Origin of the sequence: Streptomyces sp. NPDC006872 (assembly GCF_040635845.1) — a bacterium.
Taxonomy (GTDB): Bacteria; Actinomycetota; Actinomycetes; order Streptomycetales; family Streptomycetaceae; genus Streptomyces.
In genome coordinates, this window is record NZ_JBEYIL010000009.1 from 318,343 (window position 1) to 342,031 (window position 23,689).

Here is a 23,689-nt window from a genome sequence, read left to right on the forward strand (position 1 = left end):
GCGGGGCTTGATCCGTGAAATCAGCCCAACAGCTCCCGTACCACCGGTACCAGCCCTCGGAACGCCTGCCCCCGATGGCTGATCGCGTTCTTTTCCTCGGCCGTCAGTTCCGCGCAGGTGCGTGTCTCGCCCGCCGGTTGGATGATCGGGTCGTAGCCGAAGCCGTTCGTGCCGGTCGGGGTGTGGCGAAGGGTGCCCGTGAGGCGGCCTTCGACGACGCGTTCCGTGCCGTCCGGGAGGGCGAGTGCCGCTGCGCAGGCGAAGTGGGCGCCTCGGTGTTCCTCCGGGATGTCGGAGAGTTGGGCCAGGAGCAGGTCGAGGTTGGCCCTGTCGTCGCCGTGGGTGCCGGACCAGCGGGCCGAGAAGATGCCGGGGGCGCCGTTCAGGACGTCGACGCAGAGGCCCGAGTCGTCGGCGACGGCCGGGATGCCGGTGGCCCGGGCGAGGGCGTGGGCCTTGAGGAGGGCGTTCTCGGCGAACGTCACTCCCGTTTCCTTGACGTCGGGGATCTCGGGGTAGGCGTCCGCGCCGACGAGGTCATGGGGCAGGCCTGCGTCGGCGAGGATCGACCTGAGTTCGGTGATCTTTCCGGCGTTGCGGGTGGCGAGGATCAGGCGGGTCATGTCCCCCAGTATCCCCAGTCCCCCAAGGGGTTTCTTACGGCGTGCAGACCTTCGTCAGTTCGCCTGCCGCGTCCGTGACCGGGCTGAGGTCGGGGGTGTTGTCGCCGCTCTCGACGGCCTTGCGGACGTTGGTGACGGCTTCCTGGAGGTCGTCGACCGCCTTGTTGACGTCGGTGTTGTCCGTCTTGTCGCCGATCTTGTCGAGGTTGTTCTCGATGGAGGTGAGCGACTCCTCGGTCTGCGTGGGGTCGTTCGCGGCGTTCTCCACGGCCTGCTGGAGGTCGGTGACGCTGTCGGCGATGGCGTCGGCGGTCTGGACGCAGTCCAGGGCCTTGTTGACTGCGTCGCAGCCGGTCGTCGTCAGGCCCAGGCTCAGGGCGACGGCCGCCGTGGCGGCGGCTATGACGGTACGACGACGCCGGTGTGGGCGTCGGCTCGCGGCCGTGGACATATGTGTGTTCCTCCCCGTCGGTGTACTGGCAAAGACGCCCTGACGGGCGGGCCGGTTGCCCGCGTCGCCAGGACGTCTTGGTGTTCCCTTTACTTTTCCAGGACCGTATCAAGTGCCGTGCGCTGCAGGACAGCGAGTTCTGCGCAGCCGGAAACGGCCAGGTCGAGGAGGGAGTTGAGTTCGTCGCGGGCGAACGGCTCGGCCTCGGCGGTGCCTTGGACCTCGACGAAGCGGCCGTCGCCGGTGCAGACGACGTTCATGTCGGTCTCGGCGCGGACGTCCTCCTCGTAGCAGAGGTCCAGGAGCGGGATGCCGCCGACGATGCCGACCGAGACCGCGCTCACCGTGCCGGTGAGGGGCTGGCGGCCGGCCTTGATCAGCTTCTTGCCCTGGGCCCAGGTGATCGCGTCGGCGAGGGCGACGTACGCGCCGGTGATGGCGGCGGTGCGGGTGCCGCCGTCGGCCTGGAGGACGTCGCAGTCGAGGACGATGGTGTTCTCGCCGAGGGCCTTGTAGTCGATGACCGCGCGCAGGGAGCGGCCGATGAGGCGGGAGATCTCGTGGGTGCGGCCGCCGATCTTGCCGCGGACGGATTCGCGGTCGCCGCGGGTGTTGGTGGCGCGCGGGAGCATGGAGTACTCGGCGGTGACCCAGCCCTCGCCGCTGCCCTTGCGCCAGCGGGGGACTCCCTCGGTGACGGAGGCGGTGCAGAAGACCTTGGTGTCGCCGAAGGAGACGAGGACGGAGCCCTCGGCGTGCTTGCTCCAGCCGCGTTCGATGGTGACGGGGCGGAGCTGTTCGGGGGTGCGGCCGTCGATGCGTGACATGGGATCGAGCCTATCGGCAGAGCCGGAGAGGTGGCCGCACAGCCGGAAAGGGCCCCTCCGGCGGTGGCGAGGGGCCCTCGGGGGGTGAACCGTGGGGTTCACATCATGTCTTCGATCTCCGCTGCGATCGGGTCGGCGTCGGTGCCGATGACGACCTGGATGGCGGTGCCCATCTTGACGACGCCGTGGGCGCCGGCGGCCTTCAGGGCGGCTTCGTCGACCAGCGAGGGGTCGTTGACCTCGGTGCGCAGCCGGGTGATGCAGCCCTCGATCTCTTCGATGTTGTCGAGGCCGCCGAGTCCGGCGACGATCTTCTCAGCCTTGGTGGCCATTTCGGTCTCCTTACACGTGACGCACAGTTGGCCCATCTTCGCGAGCGATTGCGCTGTGTGTACCGAAGGATGACCTCACAGCAAGCCAATCGTCCGTAGCTGGTCTACACCACCTGACAGGCGGTCGCCAAACGATGAGTGCCGAGAGCGCCGGGACGGCCGTCAGTCCCGCCCGTCAGCGTTGGAACACCGCGTTCCAGGGGTTGCAGAAGATGGGCCGCAGTCTTCAGCTGCCGATCGCCGTGCTGCCCGCCGCGGGCATTCTCAACCGGCTGGGCCAGCCTGATGTGTTCGGGGACGACGGGCTCGGCTGGACGGACGTGGCGAGGGTGATGGCGGGCGCGGGTGCGGCGCTGCTCGACGGCTCCCTGGGGCTGCCGATGCTGTTCTGCATCGGTGTGGCCATCGGCATGGCGAAGAAGTCGGACGGTTCGACCGCGCTGGCGGCGGTGGCGGGGTTCCTCGTCTACTACAACGTGTTGCGGCAGTTCCCGGAGGACTGTGAGCCGGGTTCGAAGGTCATTCCGAACATCGGGTGCCAGGCGACCGACAACACGGTGGGGGCCTTTGCGTACCAGAATCCGGGGGTCTTCGGCGGGATCGTGATGGGGTTGCTGACGGCCTACTTCTGGCAGCGCTATCACCGCACGAAGCTGGTGGACTGGCTGGGCTTCTTCAACGGGCGGCGGCTGGTGCCGATCATCATGGCGTTCGTGGCGATCGCGTTCGCGGCGTTGTGTCTGTGGGTGTGGCCGCCGATCGGTGACGCCCTGGAGAGTTTCAGCGACTGGCTGGACGGGCTGGACGCGTGGGGCGCCGGCATCTTCGGCCTCGCGAACCGGGCGTTGTTGGTGATCGGTCTGCACCAGTTCCTGAACGTGCCCATCTGGTTCCAGTTCGGGACGTACACCAAGCCGGACGGCACGGTGGTGCACGGTGACATCAACATGTTCCTGGCGGGCGATCCGGACGCGGGTCAGTTCACCTCGGGCTTCTTCCCGATCATGATGTTCGCGCTGCCGGCGGCGGCGCTGGCCATCACGCACTGCGCGCGGCCGGCGCGGCGCAAGGAGGTCGGCGGTCTGATGCTGTCCGTCGCGCTGACGTCGTTCGTCACGGGCATCACGGAGCCGATCGAGTACTCGTTCCTGTTCGTCGCGCCCTTGCTGTACGTGGTGCACGCGGTGCTGACGGGTGTGTCGATGGCGGTGACGTGGGGGCTGGGCGTGCATGACGGTTTCAGCTTCTCCGCGGGGCTCATCGACTACGTCATCAACTGGAATCTGGCGACGCGGCCGTGGGCGATCGTCCCGATCGGTCTGTGTTTCGCGGCCGTCTACTACGGGGTCTTCCGTTTTGCGATCACGAAGTTCGATCTGAAGACGCCGGGGCGGGAGCCGGAGGAGGAGCGGGAGGACGTCACGAAGGCGTAGTGCGGGGTGTGCGCGGGGGTGGCTGAGCGGTGACTCAGCGGTAGCTCAACGTAGTTGAACGGTTGCGGGAACAGTGGGTTCCTTATGCCGCCTTCATCGTGCTACAACATGGTCTACACCACTGAGTGGTGTAGACCACCACCCGATGGAGGAAGTCTATGAGCACCGCCACCGCGCCCACGGCGGCCCCCGCGAAGAAGTGGGGATCCGGTCTTTTCCAGGGCCTGCAGAAGGTCGGCCGCAGCCTGCAGCTCCCGATCGCCGTGCTGCCGGCGGCGGGGCTGCTGCTCCGGTTCGGCCAGCAGGACATCCACGACAAGCTGAACCTGCCCGACAAGGTCACGGCAGTGTTCGCCACGGCCGGCGGTGCGATCTTCGACAACCTGCCGATGCTTTTCTGTATAGGCGTCGCCATCGGCTTCGCCAAGAAGTCCGACGGCTCCACCGCGCTGGCCGCCCTGGTCGGCTTCCTGGTCTACGCCAACGTCCTCAAGGCGTTCCCGGTCAGCGAGGCGAAGGTCCAGGCGGGTGCGGACATAGCCGCGACCTACAACAACCCCGGGGTCCTCGGCGGCATCGTGATGGGTCTGCTGAGCGCCGTGCTCTGGCAGCGGTTCCACCGCACCAGGCTGGTCGACTGGCTCGGCTTCTTCAACGGCCGCCGGCTCGTGCCGATCGTCATGGCGTTCGTCGGCACGCTCATGGGCGTCTTCTTCGGTCTGGTCTGGGAGCCGATCGGTGAGGTCATCTCGAACTTCGGCGAGTGGATGACGGGCCTCGGCGCGTTCGGCGCGGGTCTGTTCGGTCTCATCAACCGCGCGCTGATCCCGGTCGGCATGCACCAGTTCGTGAACACCGTCTCCTGGTTCCAGCTCGGCGACTTCACCAACGCGGCCGGCGACGTCGTCCACGGCGACCTCAACCGCTTCTTCGCCGGTGACCCGACGGCCGGTCAGTTCATGTCCGGCTTCTTCCCGATCATGATGTTCGGCCTGCCGGCCGCCGCCCTGGCCATCGCGCACACCGCCCGTCCCGAGCGCCGCAAGGCCGTGCTGGGCATGATGATCTCGCTCGCGCTGACCTCGTTCGTCACCGGTGTGACCGAGCCCATCGAGTTCTCGTTCATGTTCATCGCCCCGCTGCTCTACGCGATCCACGCGGTGCTGACCGCCCTGTCCATGGCGATCACCTGGGCGCTCGGCGTGCACGCCGGATTCACGTTCTCCGCGGGCTTCATCGACTACGCGCTGAACTGGAACCTGGCGACCAAGCCCTGGATGATCATCCCGATCGGTCTCGTCTTCGGCGCGGTGTACTACTTCGTCTTCCGCTTCGCCATCACCAGGTTCAACCTCGCCACCCCGGGCCGTGAGCCCGAGGAGGAGGTCGAGGACCTCACCAAGGCGTAGCCGTCGGCCCGCACGCGAAGACCCCCGGAGCCCTGAACTGCTCCGGGGGTCTTCTGCATGACGTGCTCGTCAGATCTCGTGCTCGTCAGATCTCGTACGTCACCCGCGGCGCCGCCAGCTCCACCGGGCCGTCGAACACCGCGCGGGCGTCCGCCAGGTTGACCTGGGGGTCGGTCCACGGCGGGATGTGGGTCAGCACCAGCTTGCGCGCCCCCGCCCGGCTCGCCGTCTCGCCCGCCTCGCGGCCGTTGAGGTGCAGGTCGGGGATGTTCTCCTTGCCGTACGTGAAGGCGGCCTCGCACAGGAACAGGTCGGTGTCGCGGGCGAGGTCGGCCAGGACCGGGCTCACTCCCGTGTCACCGGAGTACGTCAGGGACTTCCCGCCGTGTTCGACGCGGATGCCGTACGCCTCCACCGGGTGCGCCACGCGTTCCGTGTGCACGGTGAACGGTCCGATGTCGAAGGTGGACGGCTTGACCGTGTGGAAGTCGAAGACCTCGCTCATCGAGGAGGCCGACGGGGTGTCCGCGTAGGCCGTGGTCAGACGGTGCTCCGTGCCCTCCGGTCCGTAGACCGGAATGGGGGCGCAGCGGCCGCCGTCGTGACGGTAGTAGCGTGCGACGAAGTACGCGCACATGTCGATGCAGTGGTCGGCGTGCAGATGGCTCAGGAAGATCGCGTCGAGGTCGTAGAGACCGCAGTGGCGCTGCAGCTCGCCCAGGGCGCCGTTGCCCATGTCGAGAAGCAGCCGGAAGCCGTCGGCCTCTACGAGGTAGCTCGAACAGGCCGATTCCGCGGACGGGAACGACCCCGAGCAGCCGACGACGGTGAGCTTCATAAAGCAGAAACCTCCGCTGGCGGGACGAATGATCGTGAATGGGGCGACGGGGGTCGTGCGGTTCGTCGAGCGTAAGGCGCAAAACCCCGGGTCGCTCCTCCGCCAGGGGCTGTTGTGGGGGAACTCACCTGTGGTGTCACCGGTTCGGCTGGACCCGAGGCGCGTGGCCCGGGAAAGAGGGCGCGCGGTGGTCGTCGTGCGCCGGTAACGTCGTCCTATGGACACGTCGTGGTGGCTCGCGCTCGCGGCGCTGGTGCTGCTCGCGCTGGTCGCCACGCTCGTCGACGGGTGGGGGCGGGGACGGCGGCGGCGGGGGCCGCGGACGCGGCCGCCGGGCCGGGCGACGGGGCGGCCGACCCGGGGGCGCGGGCTCGCCGGGAAGCCGCGGCCGGCGGAGATCTGGTGGGCGAACGTGCCGTTCGAGGACGGGCCGGGGGACAAGGACCGGCCGTGTCTGGTGCTGATGGTGCGCGGTGACCGGGTGACCGTCGCGAAGATCACCAGCAAGTACCACGACGAGCGGGCCGGGGTGATCCCGTTGCCGCCGGGTGCGGTGGGCGATGCGCAGGGGCGGGCCAGTTTTCTGGAGACGGGCGAGCTGCGCGAGGTGCGGGTGTGGGACTTCCGGCGGCGGGTGGGGGTGGTGGACCCGATCCTGTGGGACCAGGTCCGTCACCTCACCACCTGAACCTCGCCGCCGGACCGCCCGGCCACCGGACCACCCGGCGGGCCTCACCGCCTGTCGGCGGCTACGCCCAGAGTTGGCCCTGCAGCGTCTCGATCGCTTCCTCTGTCGTGGCCGCCGTGTAGACGCCCGTCGACAGGTACTTCCAGCCGCCGTCCGCCACGACGAACACGATGTCCGCGCTCTCGCCGGCCGCCAGCGCCTTCTTGCCGACGCCGATCGCCGCGTGCAGGGCCGCGCCCGTGGAGACGCCCGCGAAGATGCCCTCCTGCTGGAGGAGTTCCCGGGTGCGGGTCACGGCGTCCGCCGAGCCGACCGAGAAGCGGGTGGTGAGGACGGAGGCGTCGTACAGCTCCGGGACGAAGCCCTCGTCGAGGTTGCGCAGGCCGTAGACCAGGTCGTCGTAGCGCGGCTCGGCGGCGACGATCTTCACGTCCGGTTTGTTCTCGCGGAGGTAGCGGCCGACGCCCATGAGCGTGCCCGTGGTGCCGAGGCCCGCGACGAAGTGGGTGACGGAGGGGAGGTCGGCGAGGATCTCCGGGCCGGTCGTCGCGTAGTGGGCGCCCGCGTTGTCGGGGTTGCCGTACTGGTAGAGCATCACCCAGTCGGGGTGCTCTGCGGCGAGCTCCTTGGCGACGCGCACGGCGGTGTTGGAACCGCCGGCGGCCGGGGAGGGGATGATCTCGGCGCCCCACATACGGAGCAGGTCCCGGCGTTCCTGCGAGGTGTTCTCGGGCATCACGCACACCATGCGGTAGCCCTTGAGCTTGGCCGCCATGGCGAGGGAGATGCCGGTGTTGCCGCTGGTCGGCTCCAGGATGGTGCAGCCGGGGGTGAGACGGCCGTCCTTCTCCGCCTGCTCGACCATGTGCAGGGCGGGGCGGTCCTTGACCGAGCCGGTGGGGTTGCGGTCCTCCAGCTTCGCCCAGATGCGGACGTCGGCGGACGGCGAGAGCCGCGGCAGGCGCACCAGAGGGGTGTTGCCCACCGCGGCCAGCGGGGAGTCGTAACGCATGCCGGGGTCAGGCCATGCCGCCGGCGACGGCCGGCAGGATCGTGACGGTGTCGCCGTCGGTCAGCTTGGTGTCGATGCCGTCGACGAAGCGGACGTCCTCGTCGTTCAGGTACACGTTGACGAAGCGGCGCAGCTTGCCGTCGTCCACGATGCGGGCGTGGATTCCCGCATGCCGGGTCTCGAGGTCGGTGAACAGCGCGGCGAGGGTGTCACCGTTTCCCTCCACCGCCTTCTGACCGTCGGTGTACTGGCGGAGGATGGTCGGGATGCGGACCTCGATGGCCATGGCTGAGGACTCCTGTCGGAAGGTGTGGGCAGCGCGATACGTCATGTGAGACTCCCCCAGGCTCGCGGGCCCGGCGGCAGAGCAATGCGGGCGTCAACAGATGGCGCTGGCGAGCCTGCACAGGTCGACGTGCAGCCGCGCCACGAGCAGCGTGCCCGGCGTCTTCTCGCTCACGTCGTTCAGAACCATGGGCTCATCGTATCGATTCCCGGTCCTGCTGCCGGAGTGTGATCCCACATGATGGACGGATTAGGGCCGGGGACTGAGATCCCTAGGCCGAGGCGCGGTGCACCAGGCGGGTCGGGACGACCACCGAGGGCGGCTGCGGCGCCTCGTCCCGGACGAGCAGCCGGGCCAGCAGCCGGCCCATCTCCGGGACGTCCTGGTGGACGGTGGTCAGGGGCGGGTCGGTCGACTCGGCGATGGAGGCGAGGTCGTCGAAGCCGACGACGGCGACGTCCTCGGGCACCCGGCGGCCGCGCTCGCGCAGGATCTGCAGCGCGCCGGACGCCATGAGGTCGGAGGCGACGAAGACGGCGTCCAGGTCGGGGCGGCGGTCCAGCAGCGCGGCCATGGCGTCGGCTCCGCCCTGCCGGGTGTAGTCGGCGCGCTCGACGAGTTCGGCCGGGGCGTCGAGCAGGACGTCCTGGTAGCCGGCGAGCCGGTCGGCGGCGGAGTGCTCCTGGTCGTAGGGGCCGGCGACGGTCGCGATCCGCCGCCGTCCGAGCGCGACCAGATGCTGGACGGCCTGGCGGGCGCCGCCGCGGTTGTCGCCGTCGACGTAGGCGTGGCGGTGGACGGTGTCGCCGTCCCGGAGCAGGGGGCGGCCGCCGAAGACGGCGGGCAGGGCGAGCCGGTCGGTCATCTCGGCGAGTCGGTCGCCGGGGCGCAGGGAGAAGAGGATCGCGCCGTCGACGTGGCCGCCGCCGAGGTAGTCGGCCACGCGCGCGTAGTCGTCGGGTTCCTCCACGAACAGCAGGACGGCCTGTGCGCCGTGCAGCGCGAGTTCGCGGCGGATGCCGCGCAGCAGGAGGTCGAAGAAGGGGTCGAGGAAGAGCCGGTTCTCGGGCTGTGCGGCGACCACGGCGACGGCGCCCGTGCGGTGGGTGACGAGTTGCCGGGCAGCCTGGTTGGGCACGTATCCCAGCTCGGAGACGACGCGCCGGACCCGGTCGACGACCTCGGCCCGCACCCGGGCCTCCCCGTTGATCACCCGCGAGACGGTCGACTTCGAGACCCCCGACCGCCGGGCGACATCCTCGAGCGTGGGGCGCCGTACGTGCGAGCGTTGCGTCAACACCATCTCCGTGGGGGCGAGTCGGGAACTGCACCTGGCGGAGACGCTATCCGGGGGGAGCGTGTCAGACGACCGGCTTTCCGGTGAGTTCCACACCCGCCGCGCGCAGTTCCTCCAGGGCGCGGTCGGTGCTCTCCTCGGCGACTCCGGCGGTGAGGTCCAGCAGGACCTGAGTGCGGAAGCCCTCGCGGGCCGCGTCCAGGGCGGTGGCCCGCACGCAGTGGTCGGTGGCGATGCCGACGACGTCCACCTCGTCGATTCTGCGGGCGCGCAGCCAGTCGCCCAGTTTGACGCCGTTCTCGTCGGCGCCCTCGAAGCCGCTGTAGGCGGCGGCGTAGGCGCCCTTGTCGAAGACGGCGTCGATGGCGCCGGAGGCGACGGCCGGGGCGAAGTTGGGGTGGAAGCCGACGCCCTCGGTGCCGGCGACGCAGTGCGCGGGCCAGGAGTGGACGTAGTCGGGGTTGTCGGCGAAGTGGCCGCCGGGCGCGATGTGGTGGTCGCGGGTGGCCACCACATGCCGGTACCCGGCGGGGGCCTGCCCGATCAGCTCGGTGATGGCGGCGGCCACGTCGGCACCGCCGGTCACCGCGAGACTGCCCCCCTCGCAGAAGTCGTTCTGCACGTCTACGACGATCAAGGCGCGGCGCATGGTCGGTGTCCTTCGACTGAGGATGAAGTAATTGAGCCTAGAGACTTTGTCGGCGGTGCGGGAGGGGGCCTACTGCGTGGCGTACTCCGTCGGGATGACGGGTTCGCCGCGGGAGAGCTGGGTCGCGGAGAGCGGGAGGCGGGCACGGGCCGCCGTGTGGCGGTCGCGGACGACGTCCAGGGGCTCGCGGGCGACGACCTGGCCGCCCTTGATCAGCTCGACGAGCAGTTGGTGGTCGGCCAGCTCGGCGGGGACCGGCCCGGTGCCGACGACCTCGGCCTGTGCGACGCCCTGTGCGTCGGGCCGGCGGGCCGCCCACTTGCGGCCGCCGACGGAGGTCTTGCCGCCGGTCGACTTCTTGGCCACCGGCGCCAGCGGGGCCTTGGGGTCGGCGGACTCGGCGCGGGCGACCAGCTTGTAGACCATCGAGCAGGTGGGGTGTCCGGAGCCGGTGACCAGCTGGGTGCCGACGCCGTACGCGTCCACGGGGGCCGCGGCGAGCGAGGCGATGGCGTACTCGTCGAGGTCGGAGGTGACGATGATCCGGGTGTCCTGCGCGCCCAGCTCGTCGAGCTGCCGGCGGACCCGGTGGGCCACGAGCAGCAGGTCGCCGGAGTCGATGCGGACCGCGCCGAGCTCGGGCCCGGCGACCTCCACCGCCAGCCGGACGGCCTCGGCGACGTCGTAGGTGTCCACGAGCAGGGTGGTGCCGCGGCCGAGCGAGTTCACCTGGGCCTGGAAGGCGTCGCGCTCGGTGTCGTGCAGCAGGGTGAAGGCGTGGGCGCTGGTGCCCACGGTGGGGATGCCGTAGCGGAAGCCGGCGGCCAGGTCGGAGGTGGTGGTGAAGCCGCCGACGTACGCGGCGCGGGAGGCGGCGACCGCGGCCAGTTCGTGGGTGCGGCGGGCGCCCATCTCGATCAGGGGTCGCTCGCCGGCCGCGGAGGACATGCGGGAGGCGGCGGCCGCGATCGCGGAGTCGTGGTTGAGTATGGAGAGGATCACGGTCTCCAGGAGCACGCACTCGGCGAAGGAGCCCTCGACCCGCATGATCGGCGAGCCCGGGAAGTAGACCTCGCCCTCCGGGTAGCCCCAGACGTCACCCGAGAAGCGGTATCCGGCGAGCCAGTCCAGGGTCTCCGTGTCGACGATGTTCCGCTCGCGCAGGAAGCCGAGGACGTCCGCGTCGAAGCGGAAGTTCTCGACGGCGTCCAGGACGCGCCCGGTACCGGCGACGACGCCGTAGCGCCTGCCGTCCGGCAACCGCCGGGTGAAGACCTCGAACACGCTGCGCCGCTCGGCCGTGCCCGCTTTCAGGGCGGCCTGCAGCATCGTCAGCTCGTACTGGTCCGTGAAGAGCGCCGTCGACGGAACATCCACCGGCAGCCCAAGGTCCGCTGTGTTCATGACGACAGATGCTACTCCCTTTTCGTCGGTGTGACGATTTCCGGGATGCGTGGCAGCATGGGCCATGTGACGTCACCCGCTCCCCTTGAGATCGAACGCACCGAGTCGGCGGAGGAGGTCTTCGCCGTACCCGAGCCGGACGTCCCGTGGGTCACGATCGTCCACAACGACCCGGTCAACCTCATGAGCTACGTGACCTATGTCTTCCAGACGTACTTCGGCTACCCGAAGGACAAGGCCACCAAGCTCATGCTCGACGTCCACCACAAGGGCCGGGCGGTCGTCTCCAGCGGCTCTCGCGAGGAGATGGAGCGCGACGTACAGGCCATGCACGGCTACGGCCTGTGGGCCACCCTCCAGCAGGACCGGAAGTAGACCGGAAGCAGACCGGAGTAAACGACCTCACTGATGCCTGGACAATTCGAACCGATCCCCGGCGGCGGCGCGGCCGTCGCACTCGACGACGTCGAGATCTCCATCATCCGGTCGCTGGCCGTACAGCTCCTGGAGCTCATCGGCCCCGGCCCCGCCGAGGACGCCGCCGACGACCCGCTCGCCGAGCTCTTCGCCGAGGGGCCGAGCGAGCCCCCCGCCGACCCGGTGCTGCGGCGCCTGTTCCCGGACGCCTACACCGACCCGGAGGGCTCCTCGGGTCCGAAGCAGGCGGACGAGCAGAAGGCGCACTCGGCCGAGTTCCGCCGCTTCACCGAGAACGACCTGCGGGCCGGCAAGCGGGAGAACGCCCTCGCGGTGGTCCGCTCGCTGGACGCGCTGGCCGCCGAGTCGGCCGGCGAGGGCGGGGCGGTGCTGAAGCTGTCCCCGGCGGAGTCCCAGCAGTGGCTCCGCGCGCTGAACGACCTGCGCCTGGCGATCGGCTCCCGGCTGGAGATCACCGACGAGGACGACACCGACCTCCTCTACCGGCTGCCGGACGAGGATCCGCGCAAGCCGATGGTGATGGCGTACCTGTGGCTGGGCGGGCTCCAGGAAACCCTCGTGGCAACCCTTTTGCCCTAGTTCGCCGGTCATTTCGTTCGCTCAGCGGACGCTCAAATCCGAATAACGATCGCATTACCTCCCCGGCCGGTTATGCCGTCCGGGGATGCGTTTTGTCCGCTTCTTCCTGTGGTGTGCGCCACATGTCCTGCCGGTGATCAGTGTTGCGGGCGTGATAAATCTTCACGACCGCCCGGCGGACGCCACCCATGTCCCGCCGGGTGCGCCGTATGGCCGACGGACCGTCGGCCGGGCAGCTCCAGTACGCGGGGGGATTCGGAGAAAGGCGCACCACACATGACCTCTGAGAAGGTCACCGGCACAGCTGTCACCGACACAGCTGCCACCGACACTCCCGAAGAGGGGTACGAACGCGGGCTCGGCAGCCGCCAGGTCCAGATGATCGCGATCGGCGGCGCCATCGGCGTCGGCCTCTTCCTGGGCGCCGGGGCGAACATCGCCAAGGCCGGTCCCAGCCTCATCCTGATGTACGCCCTCGCGGGCGCGATCGTCTTCTTCATCATGCGGGCGCTCGGCGAGCTGCTGCTCTACCGGCCCGTCTCGGGCTCGTTCGCGGAGTACTCCCGTGAGTTCCTCGGCCCGTTCTTCGGCTACTTCACCGGCTGGACGTACTGGCTGATGTGGGTCGTCACCGGCATGGCCGAGCTGACGGCCGCCGCGATCTACGTCAACTACTGGTTCCCGGCCGTCCCCCAGTGGGTGACGGCGCTGGTCTTCCTGGTGATCCTCTTCGGGGTCAACCTGATCTCCGTGAAGCTCTTCGGCGAGCTCGAGTTCTGGTTCTCCATGGTCAAGGTCACCGCACTGATCGGCATGATCGTGATCGGTCTGGGCGTGCTGACCTTCGGTTTCAGCAGCGCCGGCGACACGGCCGCGGTCTCCAACCTGTGGGAGTTCGACGGTTTCTTCCCCAAGGGCGTCGGCTCGTCCCTGATGACCCTGCAGGGCGTCATGTTCGCCTACCTCGCGGTCGAGCTGGTCGGGGTCACGGCCGGTGAGTCGGAGAACCCGGAGAAGACCCTCCCCAAGGCGATCAACACGCTTCCCTGGCGCATCGCGCTGTTCTACGTCGGCGCGCTCACCGTCATCCTGTGCGTCGTGAAGTGGACCGAGTTCGCGCCGGGCGTCTCACCGTTCGTCGAGGCCTTCGCGAAGATCGGCATCCCGGCGGGCGCCGGCATCGTCAACTTCGTCGTGCTGACCGCGGCCCTGTCCTCCTGCAACTCGGGCATGTACTCCACGGGCCGCATGCTGCGGAACCTGGCCGACAGCGGCGAGGCGCCCGCGGTCTTCCGCAAGCTGTCGTCGACCAAGACCCCGGCCTTCGGCATCGCGGTCTCCGTCGCCTTCATGGGCATCGGCGTGGTCCTGAACTACGTCGTCCCGGAGAAGGCCTTCGGCTATGTGACCTCGGTGGCCACCGCGGCCGGCATCTGGACCTGGCTGATGATCCTGATCAGCCACGTCCTCTACCGTCGCGCGGTCGTCGCGGGCCGGCTGCCCGCGTCCAGCTTCCCCGCCCCGGGCGGTTCGGCGTTCAGCTGGGTGGCCATCGCGTTCCTGCTCTTCGTGACCTGCCTGATCGCGTACGACGCCGACTCGCGCGTCTGCCTCTACGTGATGGCGGGCTGGGCGGCCGCCCTCGGCATCGGCTGGGCGATCCTCAAAGGCCGCAACCCGGACGTCACCGCCCGACGCGAGCCGGAGCTGGAGAAGATCGGCTAGCCGCTCCGCCGGATGCGCCGCGTTGCGCCGTCGCTCGTCCGCGGCGCCATCGTGGCCGGTCTCGCAGTTCGCCGCGCCCCTCGGCGGCGTCGGCGCACCGCGGTCGATCTCACCAGGCCTGTTCCGAAGCCCTCCCCCTGGACGTCCGGCCGCAGGGAGCGCTCGTGGCGCCCGCTGCGGCAGCCGCTCAGGACGTCCGCGATGTGGGCCGTTCCGTACCACTACCCGGTACGGAACGGCCCCTTCGGCTGTCCGGTCCGCGGTCCGGTCTGCTTATCCTGACGACCATGCTGACCATTACCCAGGACCTCGTCGACAAGATCGTCGCGCATGCGCGCAAGGACCACCCCGACGAGGCGTGCGGCGTCGTCGCGGGCCCGGAGGGCGCGGACCGCCCCGAGCGCTTCATCCCGATGCTGAACGCGGCCATGTCGCCCACGTTCTACGAGTTCGACTCCGGTGACCTGCTGAAGCTCTACCGCGAGCTGGACGACCGCGACGAGGAGCCGGTGATCATCTACCACTCCCACACGGCCACCGAGGCCTACCCGTCCCGCACGGACATCTCCTACGCGAACGAGCCGGGCGCGCACTACGTGCTGGTGTCGACGGCGGACACGGACGGCGGAGGCGAGTTCCAGTTCCGCTCGTTCCGCATCGTGGACGGGGTGGTCACGGAGGAGGACGTGAAGGTGGTCGAAACGTACTGAGCCCGACGAGCCGGCGGGCGACCTCCACCGGCTCAGCTCAGCTCGGCTCGGCTCTACTCCGCTCGGCTCTACTCAGCTCAGCTCCGCTCGGCGACTCCCCCACCGGGCAGTCCGTAGCGGACCCGGTGGTACGCGAGCTGCTCTCGGTCGACCCGGTGCTCCGCGGTCTCGCGGAGACGACCGAGCAGCGTGCTGTCGGCACGGTTCACGACCGTGAGGTCGTCATTGATGATCAACATGCCCTGGTCGAGACGCACATGGCAGTTGGGGCACAGACAGAGCACATTGCCGACAGCATCGGGGCCATCGTGCGGCGACCCCAGCGGGCGAATGTGCGCCGCCTCGGCGTACCCACCCGTCTGACTCTGGAGACGGGTTCCGCACACCTGGCACGTGTAGTCGTGCATGCGCTTCACCAGGTTCGCGATCGCGGTACTGCGCACGATGCGCTGAACCGACAGCGCCGAGCGCATGCGATCGTCATCGGGTCGCGCCTCCTGTTCCCCGGCCGACGCGGACAGGGACGCAGACGCCGACGCGGACGTCGGCAGATCGTTCCCGCTCTGCTCTGCGGCCGGAAGCCGAACAAGACGGAACCGCCACACCCTGTAGCCGTGCGGGCCCTGCTCGGACCAGTAGTCCTCGGCCTTGAAAAGACCGTCGTACCGGTAGGACCTGGTGTGCCGGCCCGTCGCGATCCGGCGGACCACCCGGACCGGCGCGCCCAGAGTCACACTCGTCGCCAGGGCCGCGTTTCCCCGAGTCAGTTGCTGATCACGCGCCTGGCGGCCGGTCTCCAGGTCCAGCGTGCCCTCGCCCGTATAGATGATCACATCGCCGTAGTCGTCGTCGCCCGCGGAGGCGTCGGACACCACGACCGACTCCGCGCCGCGGTCCTGCCGGCCCGCGATCCCGGCGATCAGATGTCGGTGCACACCGGCCTCGGCCAACGCCCGTCGGGTGGCGAACGTCTGGCCCGGTCGGACCCCGGCCACCGCGCCGAGCCCGTCGAAGTACGAGGCGTCCGGGGAAGCCGGCTGCCCTCCGGGGAGGGCCGTCGCCAGCTGCCGGACCCGGTCACGCTCCTCCTTGCGGGCCGTTCGTGCGCGGAAGAGGGCCTCGTCGACCAGCAGGTCGTGGGGGGACGTCGGTGACGGCTCGACCTCCCGCACGGCGGACAGACCGTCGAGGAGTTCACGAAGGCGTGCGGTCGTCGGGAGCGTCCGCCCTTCCAGATAGGAATCAAGGGTGCGTGCGCTCAGGCCGCAGTGGCGGGCGACCGCCTCGGTCGAGGGGCTGCCGCCCTCCTGCCACACCGCGCGCAGCCGCTCGGTGAAGTCCGCCTCTTCGGGCGTACGGCGGGTCGTGGCATCGCCCCTCAGCCGGGAAGCCTCGGCCAGGGCCTCCTCGGCGTCCCGGCGTCGTTCCTGCCACCGTCGGCGTTCCGCCTCACCCCCATGGGTCCAGGCGTCGATCATGGCGTCCAGGGTCTGGACACTCGGCAGACGAGCACCGTTCAGTGCCGCGTAGACAGCCGTCCGCGACGCGCCACGCATGACCGCAGCTTCGACCGCGCCCTGCGATGCGTCCCGCAGGTCGCGCAGGTCGAGAGCAAAGGACACCAGGGGGCCGTCACCCCTCAGTGGGAGCCTGCGAGGCACTTCTTCACGGTGACATGCATCACATAATCCCCTCTTCAGCATGTGACCTGAGACACATGATCTACATTTGAATGGGCTCTGAGCTGCTGTAACACTAATTTACACAAGTACCGCGAAGTTTTCTGCGGGAATCTTGGTCGACGTCGGTCTGAGATCGTTGCGACATCGGCTGAGCCGCCGCCCGGCAAAGAGCGACGGCTCCCTGCGCCAACAGGAAGCCGTCATTGCTCGTAGTCCCCATCTATGCCTACGGAGAACTACATGCCCGAGAGTACGGGGAGTGCCGTGTCCGGTGAAACCGCCTCGGCGGGAGGTGCCGCGCCGCCCAGGCGTTCCTCACGCCGGCTCGCGGCCGGCGTGGCCGCGACAAGCGCCGGGCCCTTCGCGGCCGGACTTCAGGGCGACCTGACCATCGCCGTCATCTCCGCAGCTCCGGGCCTTGTCCTCGGGCTGTCGTTCTTCTTCGGGGTGGTCTGCCCGGCGGTCTGGTCGAGGAAGGCCCAACGCCAGAAGGCGGCGCTCAACGTGATGAACTCGCTCCTCGGACGAACCGCAGGGGGAGCTTCGGCGACGAGGTAGGCGCGGTCGGCCGCGCCCTCCCCCGGGTCCCTACGCCGCCGCCTTGCGTAGCAGTGCTCGGATCGGGCGCCACAGTTCCGGCGCCGCTACGACGGGGGGTGCGACACCGTTGTCAGGGGCTGTACGCCATATCAGGCCGTCGGGGTGGTGCAGGACCGCCGTGATCTCGTCCGGGGTCGGTGGGGCCGCGTTGCCGCGCAGGTAGACGGCGCGCAGGCCGAGGTTGCGGAGCCTGGTCAGGGCTCGGGCGCGGTTGTGGGCGTGGACGAGGACGCGGACGTCCGAGGTGCCGTCGGCGAGGGCGGGGCGGGGCAGGTTCAGCGCCACCACCACCATGCCGTCGGGCAACTTGCAGAAACCTCCTGCGGCCATGCGGTCACACCCCCGTGCGAGTCGGTATCGAGGTCTGTATCGAGGTCGGCGGCCATGCCGTCGCCGAGGTCTGCGTCAATAAGAAGTCCACAGGAGGCACCTAAACACGATCGGCGGCAACCCGCCAGGGGGCTGCCGCCGATGTGCCTTTGACCTGCGTTTATGTCGGCTACTTCGCCGACGGACCGACCTTCACCTTGATCGTGGAGCCGTTCAGGGCCTCCTTGACGATCTTGATCGAGGTGTTGGTGTCAGTGACCTTGACGCCCGCGAGCGGGGTCAGCGCGTCGTAGTACGTCGACGTTCCGTCGTCGAAGACGCCGACGCCCGGACGGGACTTGATCTTGACCGCGACATCGGCCCTGTGGAGCGTGATCGCGTCCGTGCGGTACAGGCTGAAGGGCGAGTCGAAGCTCTGCAGACGGGCGTTCATCGCGGTGCCGTTCGCCCACTTCAGCGGGGTGGGGTGCGAGTCGATCGGGAGGATCAGGCCCTCACCCGGGTGGACGCTGGTGTTGTCGTCCGCCTGGGAGGTGTCCCACTTCCAGATCAGCAGGCCGTTCTGGTACGGGTAGTGCTCGACCCAGTCGGGGCGCGTCGTCGAGAAGCCGAAGTTGTACGGGCCGACCTTGAGGGTCTTGTCGTACGACACGTACTGGCGGTTCTCGGCGATGTAGTACTGCGCATAGTCGTCCGTGATGGACGCGCCGATGCGGGAGAAGCCGCTCGCCGTCCAGGCCGCGTCGGCGCTCTCCGCGTTGTCGGAGAACAGCGTGGCGCCGTCCGCCGTCACGGTGATCTCGTCGGCCGTGAAGCCCTTCTGGGCCACGCCGCCGTCGGTGGCGTAGCGGAAGCGCAGGCTGATCTGCTTGCCCGCGTAGGCGTCCAGCGGGAACGTCAGCTTCTGGTGGGCGTCGACCGTGCCGGTCAGGGCCGGCTTGCCGCTGCCGTCACGCGGGATCGCGCTGCCGTCGGCCAGCGTGCCGTCGATCGGCGTGTAGTTCGCGCCGCCGTCGGTGGAGACCTCGGTGTACAGGTAGTCGTAGTCCTGCTCGATGTCCCACCAGCCGTCCAGGGAGAGGGCGGCGGAGGTCTTGCCGGTCAGGTCGACCGTGCGGGTCAGGGTGTTGCGCAGGTTGTCGCCGCTGCCGCTCCACCACTGCGTGGCGCCCTCGGCCGGGGCGACCACCTCGGTGGTGACCTCCTTCTCCGGCAGCTGGACCACGAGGGCCTGGGCGTTCTTGGTGTTGTACTCCGCGACGCCGAGCGTGTGGGTGGACTTCACGCCGGCCTTGGCGACGTCGTAGTCCAGCCAGCCCAGCTGCAGCTTGTCCCAGGCGTTCATGTCGCCGGGCAGGTCGCCGATGGCCTCCTTGCCGGTGCCGAGCCAGGAGCCGGACGACATCAGCGTCCAGAAGCCGGTGGAGTTCTCGCCGCCGCCGGAGGTGTCGTACTCGTCCGGCAGACCGAGGTCGTGGCCGTACTCGTGGGCGTAGACACCGAGTCCGCCGTTCTCCGGCTGGATGGTGTAGTCGCCGACCCAGATGCCGGTGTCGCCGACCTGGGCGCCGCCGAGCTTGTTGGTGTCCGGGCCGGTGGAGCCGGCGTCGGTGCCGAAGGCGTACCAGCGGTGGGCCCAGATGGCGTCCGCGCCCTGGGCGCCGCCGCCCGCGGACTCGTCCTCGCCGGCGTGCACGATCTGGAAGTGGTCGATGTAGCCGTCGGACTCGTTGAAGTCGCCGTCGCCGTCGTAGTCGTAGCGGTCCCACTGGTCGAACTCGGCCAGCTCGGCCTTGATCTCGACGGCGGTGGCGCCGGCCGCCTCGCGCTCGGCGACCCAGGCGTTGACGCCGTCCTGGACCGCGTACCAGGCGCCGGTGGAGGCGTCGTTGGAGCCGTAACGGGCCTCGTTGTAGGGGACCTTGACCCAGTCGGTGACCTCGCCCTCGACCGAGTAGCGGCCCGAGGACTGCTTCTCGTAGTACTTCTTCAGCGACTCGGTCTTCTTGCCGGTGCCGAAGTACAGGTCCTGGAAGTGCGCCTGGTTGTAGTCCGCCTGCCAGGCCGTGCTGTTGTCCTTGGTGCGGTCCGGCGCGGCTATCTGGTTGTGCAGCGGGCCGACCGTGCCGCCGTAGCGGGGGTCGACCTGGTCGCCGAACTCGACCAGGATCGTGAAGATCTTGTCGGTCTTCTCGCGGCCGAGCTCGACGTACTTGCTGTCGCCCTTACGGCTGTCGAGCTGGACGACCTTGGAGCCGTCCCGGTCCTTGACCGTGGCCTCGCCGGATATGACCTGCTTGAGGGCCTCCTCGCGCTGGGCTTCCTGGGTCTTGCTGAGCGGCCCGTCGAAGTCGTGCTCGTGGGCCTTCTCGGGCTGCGGGTCCTGCCGGTCCGCCGCCGGGGCCTTCGCCGAGCCGTTCTCGGCGGCCTGCGCAACGGCGAACGTCGTGAACGTCGCCGAGGCCGCCGCAAGGGCGACGACCGTCGCGGCCGTCCTGAACGTCCAGGTTCTACTGCTCACTTGATGTCCTCCCACGCACGCGCCCGTGCGCGCGGTAGGGGGGATTCCCTGTCAAGGAAGGTCCGCGCGCTGTTATACGCGTGTAGTCAAGTGACGCCATTTGACTACTGGTTGGGAAGAAAAGACAGACCTTGACTTGAACAAGTCAATTGCATTATCAGGACCGGCTGTTCGCATTGCGGACATATGACTGTTACATGACGGGCGCGCACGCCAGTCCACTGGGTGGACGTCATGACTCCGTGCGCCCCCTGTGCACCGGCACCGTGGGTTAGGTCACGCTTACCGTTCGTTCCACTCGGGCATGCAGCCGAATAGAGTCGAGACCGCCCCCGCTTCCGAGGACACGATTGCCATGCCTCGTCCGAACCTCGCACAGCTCACGTACGGTTCCTGCACCGTCATCTTCTCGACGCTCGCCATGCTGCTGCTGTCACAGACGAGTTCGGGCCCCGGCATCGCCGTCATCGTCGTCGCCGCGGTCGCGCTCGGCGTGCTCGTCGCCATGACGGTACCGGCGCAGAAGTCGCCCGGGACCATCGTGGCCCGCTCCTCGGCGAAGAAGCCCGCGAGCAGGCCCGAGCCCGTCTCCGTTCCCGTCACCCCGGTCACCGTCGCCGTTCCGGTGCACGCGCCCGTGAACGCGCCCGTGCCGGCTTCGGTCGCCTCCGCGCCCGAGCCCGTCCGGGAGCGCACGGCCCCCTGACACCCTTGCTGTACACACGGCCAGGGGCCGGCGCCCCGTGCGGGGCGCCGGCCCCTGGCCGTGTGTGCTGCCGGAGGGTGCGTCAGCCGGTGCTGACCACCACCGTCTTGGCCGCCTTGTCGTGCAGGCCCTGCTTGTAGGGCTTGTCGAAGTAGCTCCAGCCGCCGCAGACCGCCGTCCACAGACAGGCGCAGCAGAACGCGAACGGCACCCACAGCACCAGGGCCCGGACCAGCGAGGTCTGCGCGGACGGCGTGGAGCCGTTGTCGAGGTTGGCCACCCGCATGCCGAGCCACTTCTTGCCCAGCGTCTGGCCGGACCGGGCGGTCAGGACCGTGTCGTACGCGACGTACAGGATCGCGGTGATCAGCTCCCGCCCGAAGGTCTTGCCGAACTCGATGTCGTCCGTGTCCACGGTGTACTGCGCGACCCCGAACGCCCATGACAGCAGCGCCACCACGATGAAGACGAGGATCATGTCGATGATCCGGGCCAGCGTGCGCTTGCCGCTGTCGGCGAGCGGCGGCATCCCGGCGAGCGGGTCCGCGGGGTAACCGCCGTAGGGGTCGCCGCCGTACGGACCGCCGCCCCCGTACGGGCCGCCGCCGAACGGTTCCTCCGGTCCCTGCGGGCCGTGCGGGGTGTCGTACGGCGAGCCCTGCCCCTGGTCGTGCGGGGGCTGCGGCGGCCGCTTCCTGAACGGATCGTCCTCCGGCGGCTCGCCGCCGCCTGAGCCGGGGGGCGGTTCGGTGGTCATGCCCCCGAGTCGACCGCGAACCCCCCGGCTCCGCATCCGGCGAGCGGCCGTCCGGGGGACGCGTCGTCAGGTGTCAGCCGGCGACGAAGGTGTGCGCCGCCTTGTCGTGCCAGCACTGCCGCCACGGCTTGTCGAACAGGCCCCAGACGACGCCCACGACACCGACGACGAGCAGACCGGGCACGCTGTAGACGAGCCAGCGGCGCAGCGCCGACCCGAAGGACGGGGGCGAGCCGCCCTCGATGTCCCGCACCTCCAGCCCGAACAGCTTCTTGCCCAGCGTGCGGCCCCACTTGGCGGTCGGCAGCGCCTCGTACACCACCCCGAAGACCAGCAGGACGGCGAGGACGATCCCCAGGTACACCGACGTCGTGCCGTCGAGCAGCCAGACGGTGACGGTCTCGCCGGTGAGTTTGGCCGCGTCGATCTTGTCGTTGACGTGGTCGAGGGCCTTCACGCCGAGCGGCACGGCGGCGGCGCCCGTGACGGCCGCGAGGACGAGCGTGTCGACGAGACGGGCCGCGAGCCGCTTGCCGAGGCCGGCGGGACGGGCCTCGGCCTGCCGCCGGGCGGCCGCCTGGAAGATGTCCTCGACCGGCGGCTTCCACGGCGCGACGGGCCCGTCCTCACCCGCGAGCCGCTGCACCTGCTGCGCCCAGGAGGGCTGCCCGCCACCGGGACCGGGGAGCATCGGCGCGGCGGGCTGCGGCGCCGCGGGAATCGGGCCGCCGGGGCCGCCCGCCTGCTGCGGGACGCTCGGCGCGACCTGCTGGGCGGCGGCGGGCGGGAAGGCCGCGGGGCCCTGCGGGGCGGGGACGGCCGCCGCCTGGGCGGCCGCGCGCTCGGCGGCGGCCTTGCCCGCGCCGAAGCCGGGCTTGGCGGGGGCGGCAGGCGTCGCCGGGGGCGCTGCCGGAGCCGTCGTCGGACCCTGGGTCCCGGGGGCGAAGCCCGCGACGGGGCCGGGGGCGGCGGCCGGGGTGCTCCCGGGGGGCGCGCCGGGCGCGCCGTCCTGGTGGCCCGTGCGCGGGGCCGGCGCACGGAAGGTGACGGTGCCCTCGTCGGGGACGGGGCCGGCGGGACCGGAGGGGGCCGCGCCCGCTCCCCCGTCGCCCGCCGTCGGCCGGCGGAAGACGAACGTGCCCCCGGAGACCACGTCCCCGGCGCCCGCGCCGCCGTCGGCCGTCGGCTCGGCGGGCGGGATCGTCGTCATGCCGTCCGTGCTCGTCGAGAGGCCCTCGGGCTGGGCCGGCGCGGGCACCCTCGGGTCGGCGGCCTGCGGGGAGCCCCAGGAGACCCGGCGGTCCTGGTCGCCGCCGAAGCCGGACTGACGGGAGCGGTCGGCGCCCCACGCGGAGGCGGGCTCGGGGCCGCCGCCGTACGGGTCGGCGGGAGCCGCGGCCGGGTCCTCGTCGAAGAAGTGCGGGCCGGTCTCCTCCACGGAGGCCGCGGGCCCGCCGCCGGGCGGGGGCGTGAGCGGCCGGCCGTCGGACGGCGCCGGTCGGCTGGTGCCCGGTACCCAGGAGGCACCGTTCCAGTACCGGACGTATCCAGGGATGGACGGGTCCGGGTAATACCCCTCGCGGGGCCTGTCGTCGCCGGGGGCCGGGGTTGGGGCGCTCATGTCCGTCGTCCCGTATCTGCTCGGGGGTGGGATGGGGGGCTCCACATCTATCAGACCGACGCAAGCCTCACCGCCAGTCCTGCCGTACCCGCTCGTTTCCGGGCAACCCCGTGCAGGCTCTTCACACGTTCGGAACCGGACCCTGTCCTCGGCCGGCGCCCGGGGACGGGAACTCACAGAAAAAAGTTCTCCGAACCCGCGTAATGGTTCCGGCTCCACTCGCTCTCCACTCGTACGGGCCCACCCGCGGGCCCGTGCGAGGCCCGTTTCGAGAGGAGAACCGACATGCATCACACGGTGGTGGAACGCGAACTGGAGCTCAGGCTCATCCTGTCGCCGGAGCGCAGCATCCCGGTCCCGGCCCGGCTCAGCTTCCGCAGCGACGACCCCTTCGCCGTCCTCGTCACCTTCCACATCAACTCCGAGCAGCCCGTCAACTGGACGTTCGCCCGTGAGCTGCTGGTGGAGGGCGTGTTCCGGCCGTGCGGGCACGGGGACGTGCGGGTGTGGCCGACGAAGGCGGAGGGGCGCAGCGTCGTGCTGATGGCGCTGAGCTCACCCGACGGCGACGCCCTTCTCCAGGCGCCCGCGCCGCAGGTCTCGGCCTGGCTGGAGCGGACGCTGCGGGTGGTGCCGCCGGGGAGCGAGGCCGATCGGCTCGGCATCGACGACGGTTTGGCGGAGCTGCTCGCCCCGACTCCCGCGGACGAACTGTGGCTCTCCGACCCGTGGCCGGGGGACGGGTCCCGGGACGGAGAGTGAGGGTGGGTG

Annotated in this window: 26 protein-coding genes; 10 read left to right on the top strand and 16 right to left on the bottom strand. The window is 69.9% G+C overall.

The genetic code is table 11. From position 1 onward, the window contains the following. Positions 1–20: 20 nt before the first annotated feature. The 4 genes from rdgB to ABZ725_RS27400 all read right to left on the bottom strand — a co-directional run bounded on the left by rdgB (position 21) and on the right by ABZ725_RS27400 (position 2,269). The gene (gene rdgB, locus ABZ725_RS27385) at positions 21–623 is read right to left on the bottom strand and encodes an RdgB/HAM1 family non-canonical purine NTP pyrophosphatase (RefSeq protein WP_358805205.1); all 603 of its coding nucleotides are present in this window, start codon (positions 621–623) and stop codon (positions 21–23) included. Between the two features lie 34 nt (positions 624–657). After that, positions 658–1,074 carry a hypothetical protein gene (locus ABZ725_RS27390; protein WP_358805206.1) on the bottom strand — a complete coding sequence of 139 codons (417 nt, stop codon included), beginning with the start codon at positions 1,072–1,074 and terminating at the stop codon, positions 658–660. A gap of 89 nt (positions 1,075–1,163) precedes the next feature. Beyond that, entirely contained in the window at positions 1,164–1,901 is a 738-nt protein-coding gene (rph, locus tag ABZ725_RS27395; RefSeq protein ID WP_358805207.1) for a ribonuclease PH, read from the bottom strand. Positions 1,902–1,999: 98 nt separating this feature from the next. Then, complete coding sequence (locus ABZ725_RS27400) at positions 2,000–2,269, bottom strand: PTS glucose/sucrose transporter subunit IIB (protein WP_351911748.1); 270 nt, start codon at positions 2,267–2,269, stop codon at positions 2,000–2,002. Between the two features lie 98 nt (positions 2,270–2,367). On the opposite strand from ABZ725_RS27400, the gene ABZ725_RS27405 reads away from it, so the two are divergent. After that, a complete protein-coding gene (locus tag ABZ725_RS27405; RefSeq protein WP_358805208.1) occupies positions 2,368–3,666 on the top strand; it encodes a PTS transporter subunit EIIC in 1,299 nt (432 codons plus the stop codon). A 158-nt stretch (positions 3,667–3,824) separates the two neighbouring features. After that, positions 3,825–5,075 carry a PTS transporter subunit EIIC gene (locus tag ABZ725_RS27410; RefSeq protein WP_358805209.1) on the top strand — a complete coding sequence of 417 codons (1,251 nt, stop codon included), beginning with the start codon at positions 3,825–3,827 and terminating at the stop codon, positions 5,073–5,075. Positions 5,076–5,160: 85 nt separating this feature from the next. Here ABZ725_RS27410 and ABZ725_RS27415 read toward each other — a convergent pair whose 3' ends face one another. Next, on the bottom strand, positions 5,161–5,913 hold the full coding sequence (locus tag ABZ725_RS27415) for an MBL fold metallo-hydrolase (protein ID WP_351911751.1): 753 nt from the start codon (positions 5,911–5,913) through the stop codon (positions 5,161–5,163). A 217-nt stretch (positions 5,914–6,130) separates the two neighbouring features. On the opposite strand from ABZ725_RS27415, the gene ABZ725_RS27420 reads away from it, so the two are divergent. Continuing rightward, a complete protein-coding gene (locus tag ABZ725_RS27420; RefSeq protein WP_358805210.1) occupies positions 6,131–6,601 on the top strand; it encodes a type II toxin-antitoxin system PemK/MazF family toxin in 471 nt (156 codons plus the stop codon). Positions 6,602–6,662: 61 nt separating this feature from the next. Here ABZ725_RS27420 and ABZ725_RS27425 read toward each other — a convergent pair whose 3' ends face one another. The 6 genes from ABZ725_RS27425 to ABZ725_RS27450 all read right to left on the bottom strand — a co-directional run bounded on the left by ABZ725_RS27425 (position 6,663) and on the right by ABZ725_RS27450 (position 11,249). Continuing rightward, positions 6,663–7,613: a cysteine synthase gene (locus ABZ725_RS27425; protein ID WP_351911753.1), complete on the bottom strand. Its 951-nt coding sequence runs from the start codon at positions 7,611–7,613 to the stop codon at positions 6,663–6,665. 7 nt (positions 7,614–7,620) lie between these two features. Continuing rightward, positions 7,621–7,899: a MoaD/ThiS family protein gene (locus tag ABZ725_RS27430; RefSeq protein WP_351911825.1), complete on the bottom strand. Its 279-nt coding sequence runs from the start codon at positions 7,897–7,899 to the stop codon at positions 7,621–7,623. Positions 7,900–7,992: 93 nt separating this feature from the next. Continuing rightward, positions 7,993–8,088 carry a putative leader peptide gene (locus ABZ725_RS27435; RefSeq protein WP_351911754.1) on the bottom strand — a complete coding sequence of 32 codons (96 nt, stop codon included), beginning with the start codon at positions 8,086–8,088 and terminating at the stop codon, positions 7,993–7,995. 82 nt (positions 8,089–8,170) lie between these two features. Then, a complete protein-coding gene (locus ABZ725_RS27440) occupies positions 8,171–9,202 on the bottom strand; it encodes a LacI family DNA-binding transcriptional regulator (RefSeq protein WP_358805211.1) in 1,032 nt (343 codons plus the stop codon). A 58-nt stretch (positions 9,203–9,260) separates the two neighbouring features. Then, the gene (locus ABZ725_RS27445; RefSeq protein ID WP_351911756.1) at positions 9,261–9,845 is read right to left on the bottom strand and encodes a nicotinamidase; all 585 of its coding nucleotides are present in this window, start codon (positions 9,843–9,845) and stop codon (positions 9,261–9,263) included. A 69-nt stretch (positions 9,846–9,914) separates the two neighbouring features. Next, the gene (locus ABZ725_RS27450) at positions 9,915–11,249 is read right to left on the bottom strand and encodes a nicotinate phosphoribosyltransferase (RefSeq protein ID WP_358805212.1); all 1,335 of its coding nucleotides are present in this window, start codon (positions 11,247–11,249) and stop codon (positions 9,915–9,917) included. Between the two features lie 57 nt (positions 11,250–11,306). Here ABZ725_RS27450 and clpS point away from each other — a divergent pair, with 57 nt between their 5' ends. From clpS to ABZ725_RS27470, 4 genes are all read left to right on the top strand, one after another. Next, complete coding sequence (gene clpS, locus ABZ725_RS27455; RefSeq protein WP_266409291.1) at positions 11,307–11,624, top strand: ATP-dependent Clp protease adapter ClpS; 318 nt, start codon at positions 11,307–11,309, stop codon at positions 11,622–11,624. Between the two features lie 33 nt (positions 11,625–11,657). Further along, positions 11,658–12,266, top strand: a complete 609-nt coding sequence (locus tag ABZ725_RS27460) for a DUF2017 domain-containing protein (protein ID WP_358805213.1) — start codon at positions 11,658–11,660, stop codon at positions 12,264–12,266. A 276-nt stretch (positions 12,267–12,542) separates the two neighbouring features. Further along, complete coding sequence (locus tag ABZ725_RS27465; protein WP_358805214.1) at positions 12,543–13,991, top strand: amino acid permease; 1,449 nt, start codon at positions 12,543–12,545, stop codon at positions 13,989–13,991. 287 nt (positions 13,992–14,278) lie between these two features. Next, positions 14,279–14,701, top strand: a complete 423-nt coding sequence (locus tag ABZ725_RS27470) for a M67 family metallopeptidase (RefSeq protein ID WP_358805215.1) — start codon at positions 14,279–14,281, stop codon at positions 14,699–14,701. A 77-nt stretch (positions 14,702–14,778) separates the two neighbouring features. On the opposite strand, the gene ABZ725_RS27475 is transcribed toward ABZ725_RS27470, so the two are convergent. Then, the gene (locus tag ABZ725_RS27475; RefSeq protein ID WP_358805216.1) at positions 14,779–16,323 is read right to left on the bottom strand and encodes a YDG/SRA domain-containing protein; all 1,545 of its coding nucleotides are present in this window, start codon (positions 16,321–16,323) and stop codon (positions 14,779–14,781) included. 300 nt (positions 16,324–16,623) lie between these two features. On the opposite strand from ABZ725_RS27475, the gene ABZ725_RS27480 reads away from it, so the two are divergent. Further along, entirely contained in the window at positions 16,624–16,941 is a 318-nt protein-coding gene (locus ABZ725_RS27480; protein WP_358805217.1) for a hypothetical protein, read from the top strand. Between the two features lie 30 nt (positions 16,942–16,971). On the opposite strand, the gene ABZ725_RS27485 is transcribed toward ABZ725_RS27480, so the two are convergent. After that, on the bottom strand, positions 16,972–17,313 hold the full coding sequence (locus ABZ725_RS27485) for a hypothetical protein (RefSeq protein ID WP_358805218.1): 342 nt from the start codon (positions 17,311–17,313) through the stop codon (positions 16,972–16,974). 169 nt (positions 17,314–17,482) lie between these two features. Beyond that, positions 17,483–19,834, bottom strand: a complete 2,352-nt coding sequence (locus ABZ725_RS27490; RefSeq protein ID WP_358805219.1) for an immune inhibitor A domain-containing protein — start codon at positions 19,832–19,834, stop codon at positions 17,483–17,485. Between the two features lie 355 nt (positions 19,835–20,189). Between ABZ725_RS27490 and ABZ725_RS27495 the strand changes: the two genes are divergently transcribed. Next, a complete protein-coding gene (locus tag ABZ725_RS27495) occupies positions 20,190–20,540 on the top strand; it encodes a hypothetical protein (RefSeq protein WP_358805220.1) in 351 nt (116 codons plus the stop codon). Positions 20,541–20,622: 82 nt separating this feature from the next. Here the strand turns inward: ABZ725_RS27495 and ABZ725_RS27500 are convergent, their stop codons facing one another. Then, the gene (locus ABZ725_RS27500) at positions 20,623–21,297 is read right to left on the bottom strand and encodes an RDD family protein (protein WP_358805221.1); all 675 of its coding nucleotides are present in this window, start codon (positions 21,295–21,297) and stop codon (positions 20,623–20,625) included. 73 nt (positions 21,298–21,370) lie between these two features. Further along, entirely contained in the window at positions 21,371–22,918 is a 1,548-nt protein-coding gene (locus ABZ725_RS27505) for an RDD family protein (protein WP_358805222.1), read from the bottom strand. Positions 22,919–23,203: 285 nt separating this feature from the next. Here ABZ725_RS27505 and ABZ725_RS27510 point away from each other — a divergent pair, with 285 nt between their 5' ends. Beyond that, positions 23,204–23,680: an SsgA family sporulation/cell division regulator gene (locus tag ABZ725_RS27510; protein ID WP_358805223.1), complete on the top strand. Its 477-nt coding sequence runs from the start codon at positions 23,204–23,206 to the stop codon at positions 23,678–23,680. Positions 23,681–23,689: the final 9 nt, after the last annotated feature.

What these genes read in the sequence shown, in the direction of transcription:
- ABZ725_RS27500 (WP_358805221.1), bottom strand. Translation starts at nt 21,297, where the DNA reads ATGACCACCGAACCGCCCCCCGGCTCAGGCGGCGGCGAGCCGCCGGAG.
- ABZ725_RS27390 (WP_358805206.1), bottom strand. Translation starts at nt 1,074, where the DNA reads ATGTCCACGGCCGCGAGCCGACGCCCACACCGGCGTCGTCGTACCGTC.
- rdgB (WP_358805205.1), bottom strand. Translation starts at nt 623, where the DNA reads ATGACCCGCCTGATCCTCGCCACCCGCAACGCCGGAAAGATCACCGAA.
- ABZ725_RS27435 (WP_351911754.1), bottom strand. Translation starts at nt 8,088, where the DNA reads ATGGTTCTGAACGACGTGAGCGAGAAGACGCCGGGCACGCTGCTCGTG.
- ABZ725_RS27465 (WP_358805214.1), top strand. Translation starts at nt 12,543, where the DNA reads ATGACCTCTGAGAAGGTCACCGGCACAGCTGTCACCGACACAGCTGCC.
- ABZ725_RS27415 (WP_351911751.1), bottom strand. Translation starts at nt 5,913, where the DNA reads ATGAAGCTCACCGTCGTCGGCTGCTCGGGGTCGTTCCCGTCCGCGGAA.
- ABZ725_RS27470 (WP_358805215.1), top strand. Translation starts at nt 14,279, where the DNA reads ATGCTGACCATTACCCAGGACCTCGTCGACAAGATCGTCGCGCATGCG.
- ABZ725_RS27420 (WP_358805210.1), top strand. Translation starts at nt 6,131, where the DNA reads ATGGACACGTCGTGGTGGCTCGCGCTCGCGGCGCTGGTGCTGCTCGCG.
- ABZ725_RS27510 (WP_358805223.1), top strand. Translation starts at nt 23,204, where the DNA reads ATGCATCACACGGTGGTGGAACGCGAACTGGAGCTCAGGCTCATCCTG.
- ABZ725_RS27440 (WP_358805211.1), bottom strand. Translation starts at nt 9,202, where the DNA reads ATGGTGTTGACGCAACGCTCGCACGTACGGCGCCCCACGCTCGAGGAT.
- ABZ725_RS27460 (WP_358805213.1), top strand. Translation starts at nt 11,658, where the DNA reads ATGCCTGGACAATTCGAACCGATCCCCGGCGGCGGCGCGGCCGTCGCA.
- clpS (WP_266409291.1), top strand. Translation starts at nt 11,307, where the DNA reads ATGGGCCATGTGACGTCACCCGCTCCCCTTGAGATCGAACGCACCGAG.
- ABZ725_RS27405 (WP_358805208.1), top strand. Translation starts at nt 2,368, where the DNA reads ATGAGTGCCGAGAGCGCCGGGACGGCCGTCAGTCCCGCCCGTCAGCGT.
- ABZ725_RS27400 (WP_351911748.1), bottom strand. Translation starts at nt 2,269, where the DNA reads ATGGGCCAACTGTGCGTCACGTGTAAGGAGACCGAAATGGCCACCAAG.
- ABZ725_RS27430 (WP_351911825.1), bottom strand. Translation starts at nt 7,899, where the DNA reads ATGGCCATCGAGGTCCGCATCCCGACCATCCTCCGCCAGTACACCGAC.
- ABZ725_RS27445 (WP_351911756.1), bottom strand. Translation starts at nt 9,845, where the DNA reads ATGCGCCGCGCCTTGATCGTCGTAGACGTGCAGAACGACTTCTGCGAG.
- ABZ725_RS27410 (WP_358805209.1), top strand. Translation starts at nt 3,825, where the DNA reads ATGAGCACCGCCACCGCGCCCACGGCGGCCCCCGCGAAGAAGTGGGGA.
- ABZ725_RS27495 (WP_358805220.1), top strand. Translation starts at nt 20,190, where the DNA reads ATGCCTCGTCCGAACCTCGCACAGCTCACGTACGGTTCCTGCACCGTC.
- ABZ725_RS27485 (WP_358805218.1), bottom strand. Translation starts at nt 17,313, where the DNA reads ATGGCCGCAGGAGGTTTCTGCAAGTTGCCCGACGGCATGGTGGTGGTG.
- ABZ725_RS27480 (WP_358805217.1), top strand. Translation starts at nt 16,624, where the DNA reads ATGCCCGAGAGTACGGGGAGTGCCGTGTCCGGTGAAACCGCCTCGGCG.
- ABZ725_RS27425 (WP_351911753.1), bottom strand. Translation starts at nt 7,613, where the DNA reads ATGCGTTACGACTCCCCGCTGGCCGCGGTGGGCAACACCCCTCTGGTG.
- ABZ725_RS27505 (WP_358805222.1), bottom strand. Translation starts at nt 22,918, where the DNA reads ATGAGCGCCCCAACCCCGGCCCCCGGCGACGACAGGCCCCGCGAGGGG.
- rph (WP_358805207.1), bottom strand. Translation starts at nt 1,901, where the DNA reads ATGTCACGCATCGACGGCCGCACCCCCGAACAGCTCCGCCCCGTCACC.
- ABZ725_RS27450 (WP_358805212.1), bottom strand. Translation starts at nt 11,249, where the DNA reads ATGAACACAGCGGACCTTGGGCTGCCGGTGGATGTTCCGTCGACGGCG.